Genomic DNA, 16,444 nt, shown 5'->3' with positions numbered 1-16,444 from the left:
AACCCAAAAAAGGACGCAAGCTACCAACTCATAATCAATGGCAGTCCGGGCTGGAAATCTACCTGCTGACCTTTTACTTCCCCATCGAAACCAAGCTCTAGACAATATTTTATACCACTTCTTAGCTGAACTTGATGGGTATCAACTACAGCTTTAAGTTCTGGCGATGGCGTATTTGCAACAGGACTAATGACTTCTATACGAGTAATTTCACGGAAGCCAACAGGATGTTCCAGAGGTTGTGCTTTCTCAGGATGAAATTGATCTGGGCGCTTACCAAAGGGAGTTTGGAACAGCATCGGCTCAGTTAAAATATCACTATTTGTTCCCACTGCAATACTCAGTGTTTCCGGCAAGTATGGGGGATGATATGCCCAACTGGGAAATGCAACTGCATCACTAGAATCGATAGCTGGACGCAGACAAACCCCAAATGGACATGAACCATTCATGCGATCGCTCCATCGCTCCCATAGCCTAGTTTGATAAATTAACACCGACTGTGCTTCCTCTTTTGAGTGAACCCACAAAAATTCCAACATGGCATTGTGGAAAAAGAAACAGCGATTTGCTGTACCTTGCCCACGATGGGTTCTGGATGCTCCTTCTAATAAACCAAATGAAACTAGACGCTCGGCAGCTTTGTCAGCACCTATATCAGTACAAATAAAGAGATGATCAAATTCAAATGCCATAGTTTTAAAGCTATTTCAGGATCAGATAACGCAGTTTCTCAAGCTGATTAACTATAATCCCAAGATATACCTTTAGGCTGAAGAGTCAACCTATTATCATCATTAAGCTGATATGGAGATGTTCGTAGAAGCATCAAACAATTCCAGACAGCTTACTTTTACATGGTAAAAATCCTATGTTTTTCCACAAAAAAGAACCAATCCATGCAGTCAATATTGATACAGCACATCCACGTTTTGCTCAACTGTTACTAGAGCAGTTTGGTGGAGCGACTGGTGAACTCACAGCGGCTTTACAGTATTGGGTACAATCTTTCCACTGCGAGAACGCTCCTATCCGAGATATGCTGCAAGATATTGCCATTGAAGAATTTGGTCATTTAGAAATGGTGGGCAAACTTATCGAAGCGCACACAAAAAATGTTGACCAAACAGAAGTGTATAAAAGTACACTGTTTGCCGTGCGTGGCGTGGGACCCCATTTGCTTGATAGTCAGGGCAGTGCCTGGACTGCAAGCTACGTGAATGAAGGTGGCGACGTTGTACGTGACTTACGGGCTAATATTGGTGCCGAAGCCGGAGCGCGTCAAACCTATGAAGCTTTGATTAAACTCGCTCCCGATGAAGGTACTAAAAAAACATTAGTACATTTGTTGAGCCGCGAAATTTCCCACACCAAGATGTTTATGAAGGCACTTGATTCGTTGGGTAAACTCACAGACCCAATGTTTGGTAATATCGAACCAGATAACACTGTAGATATTTACTACAACCTATCTTCAGAAGCGGAAGCCAGTAACGAGAAGCTAGAAATTAACCGGCGAGACCCCTGGAATTCTGAACCTGACTTCAAGTATATTGCCAATCCAACTGTCAGTCACTCTTATTGACATACTCCCCAGCCTAAAGGGGTGGGGATTCTAGGCTCGAACAGCAATTGCAGGCAAAGCCCGACTTACACTACCTAACCCAACAGTCGATGCCCCGACTGCACAAATATTACGACTGGCGTTTTCGTCTCTTCCGTTTACAGACTGGCATAATGGACAACGCCATTCTCTAATAGACAAATCAATCTTTTCTAGAATATGCCCACAACTAGAACAAGTCTTAGAACTTGGATACCACTGATCGATAAAAACAACCATTTTATTCTTCTTTTTGGCAACCCATTCTAGGATTTGCAGAAATTCACCAAACGCCAAGTCTGATATCTTCCTGCCCCAAAGACGTTGCATTCCCTTGAGGTTTAAAGTCTCAAAACAGAGAACATCAAACCTATCAGTTAACTCATGAGCTAACTTCCAGAACCAGTCACGGCGACGATTAGAGATACCCTCATACTTGCGTACTAAGTTTTTTCTTGCTCGTTCCCTGTTGGACGAACCTTTTAACTTTTTAGAGTGCTGTTTACTAGCTTTTTTGATGGCGTTTAGGGACTGCTTGAAAAATTGGGGAGACTCAATTTTAGTGCCGTCTGTTCCCGTAGCGTCTCCGGAGGAGAAACAAGTGAGAAATGTTTTCAACCCAAAATCAAAGCCAGCAATTTTACCTGTCTTAACTTCAACTTCTGGTTTACTGCCTTCATCAACAACAATAACCATAAACAATTCACCCAGTGGAGTGCGTTTAATGGTTAGGGTTTTGACTATTCCCTCAATCTCTCTAGACTTCCAAAATTGATAAACTCGGCTACCAATTTTCACCCTGTTACTACCCAAAAACTTATAACCTGCTTGCTTAAGGGTGAAGGATTTGTACTTCTTAACTTTCTTAAATCCTGGTGGTCTGACTCCTTTCTTGTTATGTTTAAAAAATAGCTGGTAGGCTTTCTCAATGCGTTGACATACTTCTTGTACTGCCTGAGAACCTAGCAATTGCCAAAATGGGCTTCTCTTCCGCAGTTTGGCGATATGAGACTGAAGTTTTGCACAATTTAAGTGTTTGCCCCACATCCGGTAATACCGTTTGTGTAGGGCAATGCAATGGTTATAAATCACCCCAGCAGCATTAATTGTGCGTTTGAGGTGTCTATCCCGTTTGTGTGCGTAGAGTTTAAACTTCAGTGTTTTCATGCTAGTATTCTATCATAAATTGACGGCAATATGACGGCATGAAGAAATTAACGGTTCGGTGTTCTGATCAAGAGTATGAAATACTTTTGAAATATTGCGAGGAAACAGATCGCACTCAAAATGACGTGCTTAGAGAAATGATCCGGAAGTTGAAGAAAAGCCGTGCTAGAAGCACGGGGCTTTAGACTCAGGTTTTTGTTAAAAAACAGAAAGCAGTAGTGGATAATAACCACAATCACAATCTTTGATAGCTAGGGCTTGCTGATTAAAGCTATAACCTTTGCCAAACAAGGGTTTTAAGCATTGTTGAACCAGACAAGTGCAAGGTTATGGCATTTAGATGCTCAAAAACCATGCACTTTGGAGAAAAATCGCGGGGTGAATTTTAGATCTAACCTCTAAAACCACCATTATTTAAGCTGTGTGGCATCTAGATTCGCTTTGTAGCTTTTTTCAGCAGACCCTAGCTACCTTTGTTCCAAGAAATGTCGTCTGAGTAATCAGACGGCAAAACTTTGACTGATAGAGAAATTTTGGAAGTGCTAGACCCCACTCAACCCTGCCCTTGCTAAGGGTTTGAAACAGGTATTTTTGTACCTCATGAAGTTAAAATTTGCTATATCGATATCGATATCATTCATGACTTACGCACTCGCTACAAATAAATCAGGCTTAGAGATTGCTCCCTTAAATCGCAATAACGTAAATAGTTACTCCCTCCGTAATTGCTGTCACTGATGAAATCGTCGTAGTTGAATTTGATGTAGCCTAGGTCCTACAACTGACATTACAGTAAATTCTAAACTTTCGTAGGAATATGTTTCACCTAATCCGGGGATTTTTTGTAATTCATATAATAAAAAGCCACCTAGAGTTTGATATTCCCTAGTTATTGGCAAATTGATATTGAGTATTCGATTCAAATCTTCAAGATTAATTTGCGCTTGTACCAAATGGGTATTTTCATCTAAAATTTGTACCAGTAGAGCATGGTTATTTTCAGAATTGCCATCATTCCCAATTATCTGAGCAATCACATCCTGAATTGTTACTAATCCCACTGTCCCACCAAATTCATCTACAACCATCACCATAGATGGTTTTTGCTGCTGCATCATGGGTAAAAGCTCATGCAAGTATGTATTTTCGGGAACAAACCTTGCTGGACGGATCCAAGCTTGAATTTGGGTTTCTAAGGTAATAGTACCCATAGCTAAAGGCTTTGTTAAATCTTTAAAGTAGACAATCCCCTGAATGTCATCCAAAGATTCACTGGTAACTGGGTAACAAGAGTGACTAGTGTGAGCCATTTGATGAAGAAAGTTTTGTAATGATGCTGTTTTTGGCAGGGACACAATGCTGGTGCGAGGAACCATGATATCTTGTGCAGTGATATCCTGAAATTCAAAAACTTTTTTCAGCAATTCCCGTTCTCCGGCTCGTAAACCGATAGATTCACGTTCTGTAGCAATGATGAGTTGGAGTTCTTCAGAAGTTACAGGAGGTCGCCAACTTTTTCCTGTATATTCGATTCCAAACAGGCGTAATAACCACTGAGTAGATCGGTTAAGAATCCAAATAAAAGGTCGAAAAATACGGATAATCGCTTTAATAGAAGGACTCAAAAACTTCGCCATCTGTTCTGAGTAGAGGATAGCGAGGGATTTGGGGCAAAGTTCTCCTAAGACAATTTGTAGGTAGGCAATAAGAAAGAAAGCAATGGGGATTGAGAAGGAGTGCGCTAACAACAAACTCGTTTCCCCTGGTAGTGGTAGAGATTTGAGCCACTTCTCAATTAGTTCCACAATCGTACTTTCACCAATCCAACCCAAAGCCAAGCTAGATAAGGTAATACCCAGCTGAGTCGTAGATAGGAGTCGCTCAATACTCCTTTGTAGATTCTCAACTGCGATCGCTTGAATATCTCCGGCTTCTACTAATTGGTGAATCCGCGATCGCCTCACAGTCACCATTGAAAATTCCGCTGTCACAAAAAAAGCATTGATTGCAATCAGTAACGATACTGATAACAACTTCAAACCCACATCTGACCAACTCACATCAGAAAAAACAATCACCGCCTAATTTTCGCCTACAACTAACACCCAAGTTTCTAATGTGGCTAGTACTGCTGATTTGGAAGTCGAAAGGTACTTTGAGTAAGAAATCGATATAAATTATAAATAGTTAAACGCAGTCCAAACTACCTATACTTAACTGATCTAATACTCTTTTCAAGAGTGGTTGCCAACACCGCATTCTCACAAACTTCTACTTCCCTACAGGAATGTTAGCGACTTCTAAATGCATTTTTTGCGCCGGATAATCAGTTAAAACTAGAGAAACTCTCTTCACATCCTCCAATAATGGAGTTGGAATACTAATTGTTCCAGAAAAGACAGGGCTGTTAGAGGGTAATTCCGTTGGTAATCCCTCAGTACTGGCACTCAATGTTCGTCCTTTATCATCCGTGACATCCAAGAAACTGTACAAAAATTGGGCTGTATCTGTTCCCTTATTTTGCATTTTTACCTTCAAAACCAAATCACCACCAGAAATCTGGGCTGACTGCACCGCTAAGTTAACACCTTGGCTTTCAGCACTGATGGGAAATCCAGGCTGTGGTTTTTCTTGAGCTTCCTTGGCTTTTTCTACTTCTTTTTCTTTCTTCGCTTTTTCCTCCTCTTCATCATCTTGGGATTTATCTAGCTTACTAGCTTTGCTCTTACCCTCAATACGTGACTTAACAACTTTAAGAATTTCTTCCTCCCTCAGCAATGTTACCCCTCCATGCTGCATACTATTTGCCTTGCTGCTGGCAAATTTGGTTGCAGGACGAGCATCAGGTGTTGTTACACCCTTCAAAGCTTTACTACCAATATCAAAGCCTAAAATTGCGCTGACCGAACCAGCCCCCAACATCAGGGTCAATAATATCAAAGTTAGAAGAACAGTTGAGTTTAATTTCATTGCTGACTATCTCTTAAAAATAATGCGGCACAATCTACACAATCTAATTTAAATTGAAAACCATCAAAACTAATGACACATGCCAAAGTCCTAAAAATATCAGTATATAGCGATCACAAAGATATCACCGAAGAGGCAGAGGGGAAGGGGTTTCTAGCAGGGTTAGTAAGCCCTTTCCCTCTGCGCGGAGCATCTCGAAGCGAAGTATGGCTAGAAGCCCCGCCCTTGTGGGGCGCTCTTATTGGGGGCATAGTAAAAACTCCATCTCAGTTTTCCCCCTTGCTTCCTGCTCCCCTGCTTCTTTTAACCCTGCCAGAGTGAGGTTCCCTCTGACTTCACAAAGATAGAATGCATACAAAAATACTAACCAAAAATATTTTTCCTTGATCTCAATAATTTTATCTAACTTACCAAGAAGTTAAGTTAATCTTAGTTTGCATTATATTACCGTGACATTTCGCCGTGTTAAAATCTGATAAACTATAATTTAGGTGTTTACATTTGGCAAACACGCGCTAAAATAAACATCGTATAACCAGGGTTGGCCGATCGGTTTAGGCAACGAACTCATAATTCGTCCCAGACAGGTTCAACTCCTGTACCCTGGATTTTAAATTCAGCTAATATAGCTGGAAAACTAGAAAAATATTAGCCTCAGTCCATCCTCAGACAAATAACAATTATGAATTTTATCGGGAAGAATATTCCTTCCCGCTAACTACACTACTTATCTTCGTGTTTTCGCGTTCCCCTACTTTTTTATCGTTGAGGTATATTCTCAAAGCGGAATTCTGTACCACTTCTAAGTTTACTGGTATTCAAACGAGGTGACATCATGAATGATGTATTATAGGGATTTGGTAAGTCAGGAGTCCGAATGTATGGATCGTTGGTTGCCTGCTGCGTCATCAGATCACGATAAACTGTGTTTACTAACTCCGCATCTCTGGCAATTTCATTTTCTGGAAAAGAATTTCTGAAGATGGATCCTGATCCCAACATCCAATCTAGTTCTCGCTTGAAACTATTGTTTCGATAAAAATCTGGATCATTTTTGAAAAATGCTCTTTCCATTACCTCACTAGCTGTTTCATAATTAGGCACATTAGTTTGTGCCACGGCAACCTGGGGCAAACAAGCAATGGCAAACAATGCAAATAAACCACTCCAAGTTGTCAATTTCAAATCCTTCATTAATTACTCCTCAATTTTTGAGCACGTCTTAATTTATGCTTAGTTTCAGAACTCCCGTGAGTTCAACCATTGGTGTAGCACAATTTTTTGCAATTTGTAATGAGTTATCCCGCTGAAAACCTTTCCCTGTCCAATATTTGGGCTGTTAGTACGGACACAAGTACATTGCGTACCAATTTATTGGATTTGATTTGTCAAGAGGCTTACGGAGAAGGCAATTTTACCCTTTCTTCTGGTCAACCTAGTAGCTATTACATTAACTGTAAGCCAGTCACATTGAATCCTCTAGGTGCTGTGGCAGTTGGTCGTTTAATTTTAAAGATGTTAAGTGATGATACTGAAGCTGTCGCTGGGTTAACGTTGGGTGCAGACCCGATAGTCAGTGCTGTGAGTGTTGTTTCGACATACGAAAATCGTCCAATTCCAGGTTTAATTATCCGTAAAGAGTCAAAGGGTCATGGAACACAAGCTTATATTGAGGGACCAATTTTACCATCTGGTGCCAAAATTGTAGTTTTGGAGGATGTTGTCACCACTGGACAATCGGCAATGAAGGCTGTGACAAGATTGAGAGACGCAGGTTATACGGTAGATGAAGTAATTTCACTGGTAGATAGAAAACAAGGTGGGGCAGAATTTTATCAATCCCAGGGGTTAAAATTTAACGTGGTGTATGAAATTGAGGAAATTCAACGGAGGTATAGTTTAAAAGATTAGGAGTATGGTGGGGGAAGGTATACAAACATTACCTATTACCAATACCTGCCGATAATGCGGCAATTGCTTGACTGGTGACAGGTATGACATGTGAAGTAATTAACATTCTGCTGTTAGAGTACGAACGAAATCCGTCGTGCAAGCTTCCCATGGAAGATAAAACTCTGATGTCTGAGATTAGTCACGATTGGCAGCAGATGCTTGAACAAGATGCATCCAATCAGATTAGGTTTTGCTGGCATAAGGTTAAGGATTTTACTCAAGCTTTACCTTTATTGGTGAATGAATCTATCGACGTAGTTATCTTAGATTTGGGTTTTCCAGCAAGTCAAGATTTGCAGGTTATTTCATCTATCTGTGTAATTGCCCCCACCACCGCAGTTATTGTAATTAGTTTAGATCCAGGTGAGGCAATTTTAGAGGATATTTTGGATGCAGGGGGAGAAGAATGTCTGATTTATAACCAAATTACCCCTAGCTTACTTCGTCGCAGTCTAATTAGTACGGTTAAGCGAAAAAAACGCCAAATTTCCCCAAGTCTAGATTTAGGCTTGATGATTCATGATGGGGAAGTTATTTTGAGTGCTAACCAAATTGTTGCTCATATTACTGGCTATGAATTGACAGATCTAATTGGCAAAAGTAGACACCAATTTTTTACCTACGAATCACAGGTATTAATTAGGGAAAATATTTCTAAAAAATATGAAAATCTCCTTCAGCTAGCTGTAGTTAGGAAAGATGGCACGATTTTAGGCGTGGAAGTTCAAACTCAAGCTATCCTGTATCAGGAAAAAGAAGTTTGGTTCGAGATCATTAAAAATGTAACAAGTATTCCAAAATCTAAAATTGTTCCAACAACCGCAGTTAAAAAACATGATGATTCCACCGAGAAAGCCCTACAACAAAGTGAAAGTCAGTTTAGAGCGATTTTTGAACGTTCCTCAATTGGAATCGGATTAGTAGATATTAAAGCCAAGGTTGTGGACGTGAATCCAGTGCTATGTAAAATCATTGGATACAGTCGGGAGGAGGTATGTGGTAGACGTTTTACTGATTTTATTGATCAGCATGGTGATGATTTTAAAGCTTATCGGCAACTCTTAGCAGGAACTCAAGATAGTTTTGAATTAGAAAGGGGTTTTCTCCGGCAAGATCAAAGATCAGTTTGGATACATGTCAGCGTCTCCTTAATTACTGGGATTGACCAAGAACCTCAGTATTTTTTGGCAATAGTTGAGGATATAACTGAACGGAAAGAAACAGATTTAAAGTTGAAGGAAACTAGAGATGTAGCTGAGGCAGGAAGCCGAGCTAAAAGTGAATTTTTAGCAACGATGAGTCACGAGTTAAGAACCCCATTAAATGCAATTATGGGGTTGTCTCAATTATTACAGCAGGAAATGCTGGGAGAATTAAACGAAAAGCAGCGGGAGTATGTCACCTGTATTTATAGTAGTGGTGAGCATCTGTTGGCACTAATTAATGATATTCTCGATTTGTCAAAGGTGGAAGCAGGCAAAGAAGAATTATCTTTAGTTAAATTGCATATTCCTGATTTGTGCAATTATGTGATTTCTACTGTACGCGATCGCGCTGCTGCTAAACAACTTGATTTAACGTTCACTATCGACTTTCAACTGGAAACCTTTATTGCTGATGAACGACGGTTGAAGCAGATGTTATTAAATTTACTTAGTAATGCGATCAAATTTACACCATCAGGTTCTGTCTCCTTAAAAGTTCAACAGGTTAGTCAGGGTGTTAATTTTATTGTCAGTGATACTGGAATCGGTATTGATGAAAATAATTTTAAATTTCTGTTTGAACCTTTTAAACAGCTTGATAGTCAGCTTAATCGACAATATGAAGGTACAGGTTTAGGATTAGCTTTGACTAGAAAATTGGCAAGGTTACATAACGGAGAGATTACAGTTGAATCCACTTTAGGTTTAGGCAGTCAATTTACATTGTTTATACCTCATCCCAGAGCAACGGATAGTGAATCACTACAACTGCTCGAAGCAGTGAATTTATTAGAACATAGTAATAATCCTGAAGTTATAGTAAAAGGCATTCAAAGTAAACGAATTTTATTAGTGGAAGACGAAATTAATACTGCTATTAGACTCCAGGACTATCTACAAACAATTGGTTATCAAGTGGAACAAATAGCTAATAGTAGTAATTTTTTAGAGAAAATTGATCACCACAAACCACACTTGATTTTACTAGATATACATTTGGCAGATAAGTTAACCGGCTGGGATTTACTCAAATTACTGCGACAACAACCAGGTTTTCAAAACATTCCTGTAGTTATGATGATACCGCCAAGTGAATCTTCTGATAATTGTATTTTTCCTCCAGGTGCAAATGACTATCTCAAAAAACCAATTAGTATTGTGCAATTGGAATCGATGCTGATTAAGTATTTGAATTATTGATAATTAAGAAAGAAGAAAGAAGGCAGGAATCTTGATGATTAAAAGCGGGGAATTTAATCAGGTTATAGCTTTGTCATCCACTTATCATGGTGATGTGGTTCAAATAGATAAAAACTGCTATGGACATGTTACCAACTTTATTGGTGTTATATTAACCAATAAAGTTGGTAAAAAGAATAAATTCTGTGAAATCCCCGTGTTAGGGAAACACACAGGAAGAATCTCCCGACTTTTAGGTGTGGGGAGTGTCACTTTCACTCGATAGCGATCGCAATATCTGTAGACTTAATGACAGCGTAGGCTTCTTCCCCAATCGCAAGTTCTAGTTCCTCAGCAGAAACTTGTGTAATTACTGATGTTAATTTCACTCTATGAACAATTTCCATCGTTACCTCACAATTAACCGCTCCAGGGACAATTTGTGTAATTACACCCTTAAGGAGATTGCGAGAGCTAACTTTTAATGCTTTCTTTTGAGTAGTAAGTTGTACTTCATCTGAGAAATTACTGCTATCCTCAAGCTTTTGTTCTTCCTCAAGAGGTTTCTTGCGATTTTTCCCGCTTTTTGTAACAGAGTCTTCAGTTGTTAATACTGGTGTCGGATGCTTATTCAAAGTCCGCACCATTTCTCGCAAAATCTCAGTTTTAGTCCGTTGAGACTGTTGGCAGAACTCTTCTAAGATTTTCCGCTCTTCCTCTGATGTCTGAAATGTGATCCATCCTTGTTCTTTTCTTGGCATAGGTTTTACCAAATTAATTGGTAAGTTGGGTAAAAGTTGGTATCATGATTGCAAGTGTCGATGGCAGACAATCATGAACAAAAGACGTTTTTTGGCTTTCGTTAGCGCAACGATGGCTAGTTTCTTATTAGCAATTGTTTTCCAATTACGGGTTCCCAGCCCGATTGTCACTGCACAACCTAATGCGACTTTGCTCGTATCCACTGCTGCCAGCTTAAAAGACGCAATGGAGGAAATTAGGGAAAACTACCAACAAAGGACACCTGGAATTAGCATCAACTATAATTTTGGCGCTTCTGGTGCCTTGATGCAACAAATCCAGCAAGGTGCCACATCCGATATATTTATCTCTGCTGCGAAAAAGCAAGTAGATACCTTAGAACAGTCAGGGATAATAGTTGTAGACACTCGGAGCATTCTAGCAAAAAACCGTCTGGTATTGATTGTCCCCAAGCTAACAGTTGGTGTAACTAGTTTCTATAATTTGACCACAGACAATATCAAAAAAATTGCCGTTGGTGAACCCAGAAGCGTACCAGCGGGAGAATATGCAGAACAAGTTCTACAAAAATTGGGCATTTATCACAAACTTAAACCAAAATTCGTCTATGGGAATAATGTGCGGCAAGTTCTAGCTGCGGTGGAGGCAGGTAACGCTGATGCGGGTTTGGTTTATCAAACTGATGCAGCAATTTCCAACAAGATAAAAATCGTTGTGGCTGCTGATGAGAAATATCATTCTCCCATAGTTTACCCGATGGCAGTATTGAAACAAAGCAAAAATATTACAGCAGCGAGGCAGTTTATCAAGTATTTATCTAGTGAAGAAGCTAAAGCCATTTTCGATAAATACGGCTTTATCACCACGGGGATTTAAAAAATAAGTAATGAGTAATGAAGTAATCAGTACGTTTTATAATGGGGATTTAGACCCCCAATGTTGGTAAAACCTGGATGAAATTGAGATCAGAGCATATGTAGAGCTTTTAGAACATTGAAATTATCATGGATAGTCATAAGATATTAGAATTATTCTATGGATCTAACAATAACATATTTAGTTTATCCTTGTATTTATGAGACATACATAAAAATAAATACATGAATTCATGGGCTTTACTAATATCATGATCTAAAATATTTACTACAAAATATTTATGCGTAACGCATATTTAGACATACTCTATTAGTACGTCAATAAGCTTAAGAGAACTCCACAAAAAAGATGATCCAATATTTTGGGATAGGCAGCGCTCGATGGTTCCTGAGCCTGTCTAAGGACTGACTTGTACTGAGCCTAGTCGGAACGAAGTGTACCGGAGGTAAAGTAGCGCTCACGCCGAAGTCTTGCCTGTTCTTGTATTAGTAGCAGGCAAGATGTCTACACCACAACAAATTTTGGAATATTTTTTTATTTTGAAGTCTCTAATTGGATATCAGATGATTATAAGAAATGTGCAGCTACTCTAAAAGCAAAATAATTTTTCTCTTTTTCGATTGTAAAAACAATATTTTAAAAAAGTAATTTTGATGTTAGAAGCATGTGTATTGGCAACAATTTTCTGTGGATTTTTCGGCATCATCTTAAAGAAAAACTTGGTGATGAAAATCGTATCAATGGATGTGATGAGTACGGGGGTTATCGCGTATTATGTGCTGATTGCTTCACGAAATGGATTGTTTACGCCGATTTTCGATGGTAGCAAAAACCATGTTTATGCTGATCCGGTTCCCCAAGCGGTGATATTAACAGCTATTGTAATTGGCTTTTCGATTCAGGCTTTAATGCTGGTGGGAGTGATGAAGTTAGCACGGGATAATCCCACTTTGGAAACTAGTGAGATCGAGAAGAATAATACGCCATGATGAACACGATTACGATCGCTTGGATTGCACTCCCGTTTTTTCTGGGATTTGTGATTTTTCTGTTTCCTAAACTTGACCGCTATTTGGCATTTTTGGGAGCGGTTGCTTCTGCTGGATTTGCATGGCAATTGTTTGTCCAAAAATCACCACTGGAATTAAAATTACTGGATAATTTTGGTGTCACCTTAGTGGTGGATGAGTTAAGTGGCTTTTTTATCTTAACCAATGCTTTAGTGACAGCAGCACTTCTTTTGTACTGTTGGCGTAGCGATAAAACGGCTTTTTTCTATGCTCAGACTATTATTGTCCATGGTAGTGTCAATGCTGCCTTTGCCTCTACAGATTTTATTAGTTTATACGTAGCCTTAGAGGTGAGCGGGATTGCGGCATTTTTGTTGATTGCCTATCCCCGAAGCGATCGCTCTATTTGGGTAGCGCTACGTTATCTGTTCATCAGTAATACGGCAATGCTGTTTTACTTGGTGGGTGCAGGATTAGTTTACCAGGCGAGTCACTCCTTTAGTTTCATTGGTTTGAAGGATGCACCACCGGAAGCACTAGCTTTGATTTTTGTCGGACTTTTAGTGAAGGGAGGGGTTTTTGTTTCGGGATTGTGGCTACCTTTAACCCACTCCGAATCTGAAACCCCTGTATCAGCTTTGCTGTCGGGAATTGTGGTGAAAGCTGGGGTATACCCCCTGATTAGGTGTGCATTAATTGTTGAGGATGTCAATCCCCTCATCCGACTTTTTGGGGTGAGTACAGCACTGTTGGGGGTGTTTTATGCGGTATTTGAGAAAGATACAAAGCGCATGTTAGCCTTTCATACGGTTTCCCAATTAGGTTTTATTCTTGCTGCACCAGAAGTAGGGGGTTTTTATGCCCTGACACATGGTTTAGTAAAATCGGCACTATTTTTGATTGCAGGTAATTTACCCAGTCGCAACTTCAAGGAACTACAACAGCAACCAATTCATACCCCGATTTGGATTGCTTTAGTTATAGCTAGTTTTTCCATATCGGGGTTTCCCTTATTAGCAGGGTTTGGGGCAAAGATATTGACGACAAAAAATCTTCTTCCCTGGCAAGTAATTGGGATGAATATTGCCGCTTTGGGGACAGCAATATCGTTTGCTAAGTTTATTTTTTTACCCCATGGCAAAGGAGAACCAGCAAAACCGGGTTTTTGGATAGCAATGGTAATTTTGCTCGGTGGTTTAATTGTCGCCAATGTTGTGTATTACGAAGCCTACAGCATCGCTAATGTAGGTAAACCTCTGGGAATCATTGCCTTGGGTTGGTTAGCTTATTGGTTCGTCTTTAAACGCATAACTTGGAAATTACCCCGTCAAATCGAACAATTCGAGCATTTAGTTGGGGTGATGTGCCTCAGTTTAGTTGTACTCTTCTGGATGGCGGTGGCATGATGGGACATTTGATTGGAGATTTGATTTTACGACTAACTATTTGGTTTTTGCTCACCTCCGATTTGAGCGTGGCAAATATCATCATCGGTGTAATTATTGCCGTGCTTTTACCCCGTGGCTATCCATCCCGCGAAACCTTCAAAGATTGGCTCTACATACTAGGTAAAATTATTATGGCGATTCCCCAAGCTTATATGGAAGCAGTGGAAATCATCCTTCGTCCCCATCAACACGAAGACGTAATTTTGGAGCGAGTCCAATCCAAGCGATCGCCTAGATTAATTTTCCTTGATATCTTCCTCATTACCTTCACCCCGAAAACAATTGTTCAGAAATATCACCAAGATGGTTACTATGAAGTACACCGGGTACGACGGAGGGCAAAAAATCCATGAACAACATTAATAGCGCCATTCTCATCGTCATGATTTTAGCCATGCTCATCCCCATTTACGAAGCTTGGAAGGATGAAAATATCTGGCAAACTATGCTGGCTTTTGCCAGTATTTCCACTAAAGCGGCTGTTATTGCCTTGGTTGTATCTGTTTTTCGGGATGATTGGATGATTGGTGTGGTTGCGGTCATTATTTTGAGTGTGGGGAATGCTTCGTTAATGCTGTTAGCACATATTCTCAAACGCATGAGGGAAGTTTGAGTAAGTAATAAGTAATGAGTAATGAGTAATGAGTTCGTTTTTGAGACAGGGATTCAAACCCCACCTCAAAAACTATCTGCCTCAAGGCAGGGGCTTTGAACCCTTGTTACTTGGTAAGCGAGTAATAAGTAACGTATGAGGGAAGTATGATCAACGTAATTAGTTATGGCTGCATTGCTGTCGGCATCTTTTTCTGGTTTTGGGGTACATTTCCCCTTTTGGGTAAACGCTCGGTATTATTTAAACTCCATAGTCTTTCCGTTGCCGATACCCTGGGTTCCATCGCAATTGTCTTTGGATTATTACTAAAAATACCCAGTGAAACCCCCCTACTCATCCTTGCCATCATCACCCTAGGAATATGGAACACCATGCTGGGGTACGTTTTAGCCTACTGTTCAACTGCGGAGGATAATAGCAATGAACCATCTTGATAGTTTTATTTATATTATCGTTGCCTTATTACCCTTAACAGCCTGCTTGGTAGTACTTCAAGTTAACCCTTACCATGCTCTAGCACTACGGGGAATCTTAGGTGCGATCGCAGCTTTGGTTTATGGGATATTAGGAGCAGCAGATGTGGCTTTAACTGAAGCTTTGATGGGTACACTGTTAGCAATCACATTATATGCCGTAGCGGTGCGTTCCTCCCTAGTATTGCGTTTGGGCGTACTTGGAGATGGGGAAAACCAAGAGACTTTTCAGGAACTTTTCGCTGACTTCCGCAAGGTTCTCAAAAAACGCCACATGCGACTAGAAGTATCCATATACAACGATGTCCAAGCTTTGCAGCGTGCGTTGAATGAAAAAGAAATTCACGGAACCTGCACCAAATCAGGAATTGAACAGCCGAATTTCAAAACCACATTTCGGATTCAACGCATCTATGACATCATGCAAAACGAACTTGATTCCCCCACAACAGTTATCAACTACGTAAATGTATCAGATACAAGTGTAGAAAAATTAGAGGAGCAGCATCTATGAAATGGGTTTATGTTATTGCAGGAATCGCCCTATTCGTGAAAATGCTGTTTATTCCCAATCCAACAACCGAATTTCCCATGTCAATTGTGGAAGCAGTTGTCCAAGATAGCGGTGTACCAAATGCTGTTTCCGGTATCATTTTTCGGAATCGACTTTATGACACCATTTTTGAAGTTGTGGTTTTTACCATTGCCATCTTGGGAGCCAGTTTCCTCTTAGCAAATGAAAGACCATTCTGTTCTATTTATCACTTCACAGATAGACCATCAATAATTTTAGCTCGGTTGGGTGCCACCATTTCCGCCTTAGTGGGAATCGAGTTAGGGATTCGCGGACATCTCAGCCCTGGTGGTGGTTTTGCGGCTGGAGTTGCCGGAGGAACAGCAATTGGGTTGGTGGCAATTACCGCATCTTCAGAATGGATGCAGGGAATTTATAAACGCTGGCACGCTGCCAAATGGGAGAAAATATCAGTATTGGTTTTCATCGTGTTATCAGTAATTACCCTATCTGGATGGGAATTACCCTTTGGAGAATTGGGGACATTATTTAGTGGTGGAATTCTACCCTTACTGAATTTCTTGGTTGCCATCAAAGTTGCGTTAGGTTCCTGGGCAGTTATTCTCGTATTTATCCGTTATCGGGGGTTGTTGTGAGGTATGGTAGTGGGT

General features: G+C 40.1%; 19 protein-coding genes and 1 tRNA gene. 14 read left to right on the top strand and 6 right to left on the bottom strand.

Annotated features, from left to right (window positions below; all coding sequences use genetic code 11):
• Positions 1-20 precede the first annotated feature (20 nt).
• The gene (locus CAL6303_RS03260; protein WP_015196402.1) at positions 21-695 is read right to left on the bottom strand and encodes a VOC family protein; all 675 of its coding nucleotides are present in this window, start codon (positions 693-695) and stop codon (positions 21-23) included.
• 176 nt (positions 696-871) lie between these two features.
• Here CAL6303_RS03260 and CAL6303_RS03255 point away from each other — a divergent pair, with 176 nt between their 5' ends.
• Positions 872-1,585 (top strand): manganese catalase family protein, encoded by a 714-nt coding sequence (locus tag CAL6303_RS03255; RefSeq protein WP_015196401.1) that lies wholly within the window; start codon positions 872-874, stop codon positions 1,583-1,585.
• Positions 1,586-1,615: 30 nt separating this feature from the next.
• On the opposite strand, the gene CAL6303_RS03250 is transcribed toward CAL6303_RS03255, so the two are convergent.
• Entirely contained in the window at positions 1,616-2,770 is a 1,155-nt protein-coding gene (locus tag CAL6303_RS03250) for an RNA-guided endonuclease InsQ/TnpB family protein (RefSeq protein ID WP_015196400.1), read from the bottom strand.
• Between the two features lie 38 nt (positions 2,771-2,808).
• On the opposite strand from CAL6303_RS03250, the gene CAL6303_RS28965 reads away from it, so the two are divergent.
• Positions 2,809-2,955 carry a ribbon-helix-helix protein, CopG family gene (locus tag CAL6303_RS28965; protein WP_015196399.1) on the top strand — a complete coding sequence of 49 codons (147 nt, stop codon included), beginning with the start codon at positions 2,809-2,811 and terminating at the stop codon, positions 2,953-2,955.
• A 546-nt stretch (positions 2,956-3,501) separates the two neighbouring features.
• On the opposite strand, the gene CAL6303_RS03245 is transcribed toward CAL6303_RS28965, so the two are convergent.
• Complete coding sequence (locus tag CAL6303_RS03245) at positions 3,502-4,848, bottom strand: hemolysin family protein (protein WP_015196398.1); 1,347 nt, start codon at positions 4,846-4,848, stop codon at positions 3,502-3,504.
• A gap of 193 nt (positions 4,849-5,041) precedes the next feature.
• A complete protein-coding gene (locus tag CAL6303_RS03240; RefSeq protein ID WP_015196397.1) occupies positions 5,042-5,740 on the bottom strand; it encodes a hypothetical protein in 699 nt (232 codons plus the stop codon).
• A gap of 535 nt (positions 5,741-6,275) precedes the next feature.
• On the opposite strand from CAL6303_RS03240, the gene CAL6303_RS30195 reads away from it, so the two are divergent.
• Positions 6,276-6,348 (top strand) — tRNA-Ile (locus tag CAL6303_RS30195).
• 151 nt (positions 6,349-6,499) lie between these two features.
• Here CAL6303_RS30195 and CAL6303_RS03230 read toward each other — a convergent pair.
• Entirely contained in the window at positions 6,500-6,934 is a 435-nt protein-coding gene (locus CAL6303_RS03230; RefSeq protein ID WP_015196395.1) for a hypothetical protein, read from the bottom strand.
• 99 nt (positions 6,935-7,033) lie between these two features.
• Between CAL6303_RS03230 and pyrE the strand changes: the two genes are divergently transcribed.
• From pyrE to CAL6303_RS03215, 3 genes are all read left to right on the top strand, one after another.
• Complete coding sequence (pyrE, locus tag CAL6303_RS03225; protein ID WP_015196394.1) at positions 7,034-7,651, top strand: orotate phosphoribosyltransferase; 618 nt, start codon at positions 7,034-7,036, stop codon at positions 7,649-7,651.
• A 149-nt stretch (positions 7,652-7,800) separates the two neighbouring features.
• On the top strand, positions 7,801-10,098 hold the full coding sequence (locus tag CAL6303_RS03220) for a PAS domain S-box protein (RefSeq protein ID WP_015196393.1): 2,298 nt from the start codon (positions 7,801-7,803) through the stop codon (positions 10,096-10,098).
• A 70-nt stretch (positions 10,099-10,168) separates the two neighbouring features.
• The gene (locus tag CAL6303_RS03215) at positions 10,169-10,363 is read left to right on the top strand and encodes a hypothetical protein (protein WP_158333129.1); all 195 of its coding nucleotides are present in this window, start codon (positions 10,169-10,171) and stop codon (positions 10,361-10,363) included.
• Here CAL6303_RS03215 and CAL6303_RS03210 read toward each other — a convergent pair.
• A complete protein-coding gene (locus CAL6303_RS03210; RefSeq protein ID WP_015196391.1) occupies positions 10,353-10,838 on the bottom strand; it encodes a TOBE domain-containing protein in 486 nt (161 codons plus the stop codon). The genes CAL6303_RS03215 and CAL6303_RS03210 overlap by 11 nt on opposite strands.
• A 73-nt stretch (positions 10,839-10,911) precedes the next feature.
• Between CAL6303_RS03210 and modA the strand changes: the two genes are divergently transcribed.
• The 8 genes from modA (at position 10,912) to CAL6303_RS03170 (ending at position 16,429) form a co-directional block, all read left to right on the top strand.
• Positions 10,912-11,715, top strand: coding sequence for a molybdate ABC transporter substrate-binding protein (gene modA, locus CAL6303_RS03205; protein ID WP_015196390.1), 804 nt, complete (start codon positions 10,912-10,914; stop codon positions 11,713-11,715).
• A 653-nt stretch (positions 11,716-12,368) separates the two neighbouring features.
• A complete protein-coding gene (locus tag CAL6303_RS03200) occupies positions 12,369-12,704 on the top strand; it encodes a cation:proton antiporter subunit C (protein WP_015196389.1) in 336 nt (111 codons plus the stop codon).
• Entirely contained in the window at positions 12,704-14,131 is a 1,428-nt protein-coding gene (locus CAL6303_RS03195) for a cation:proton antiporter (protein WP_041739029.1), read from the top strand. The genes CAL6303_RS03200 and CAL6303_RS03195 overlap by 1 nt, the downstream gene beginning before the upstream one ends.
• Complete coding sequence (locus CAL6303_RS03190; RefSeq protein ID WP_015196387.1) at positions 14,128-14,526, top strand: Na+/H+ antiporter subunit E; 399 nt, start codon at positions 14,128-14,130, stop codon at positions 14,524-14,526. Before CAL6303_RS03195 ends, CAL6303_RS03190 begins: the two co-directional genes overlap by 4 nt.
• Positions 14,523-14,786, top strand: coding sequence for a hypothetical protein (locus CAL6303_RS03185; RefSeq protein WP_015196386.1), 264 nt, complete (start codon positions 14,523-14,525; stop codon positions 14,784-14,786). Before CAL6303_RS03190 ends, CAL6303_RS03185 begins: the two co-directional genes overlap by 4 nt.
• Positions 14,787-14,932: 146 nt before the next feature.
• Positions 14,933-15,220, top strand: a complete 288-nt coding sequence (locus CAL6303_RS03180; RefSeq protein WP_015196385.1) for a monovalent cation/H(+) antiporter subunit G — start codon at positions 14,933-14,935, stop codon at positions 15,218-15,220.
• On the top strand, positions 15,207-15,773 hold the full coding sequence (locus tag CAL6303_RS03175) for a DUF4040 domain-containing protein (protein ID WP_015196384.1): 567 nt from the start codon (positions 15,207-15,209) through the stop codon (positions 15,771-15,773). Before CAL6303_RS03180 ends, CAL6303_RS03175 begins: the two co-directional genes overlap by 14 nt.
• Positions 15,770-16,429: a Na(+)/H(+) antiporter subunit B gene (locus tag CAL6303_RS03170; RefSeq protein ID WP_015196383.1), complete on the top strand. Its 660-nt coding sequence runs from the start codon at positions 15,770-15,772 to the stop codon at positions 16,427-16,429. Before CAL6303_RS03175 ends, CAL6303_RS03170 begins: the two co-directional genes overlap by 4 nt.
• Positions 16,430-16,444: the final 15 nt, after the last annotated feature.

This window comes from Calothrix sp. PCC 6303, from assembly GCF_000317435.1.
Classification (GTDB): domain Bacteria; phylum Cyanobacteriota; class Cyanobacteriia; order Cyanobacteriales; family Nostocaceae; genus PCC-6303.
The sequence above is the reverse complement of the archived record's forward strand: the minus strand, read 5'-3'. Positions and strand labels throughout refer to the sequence as shown.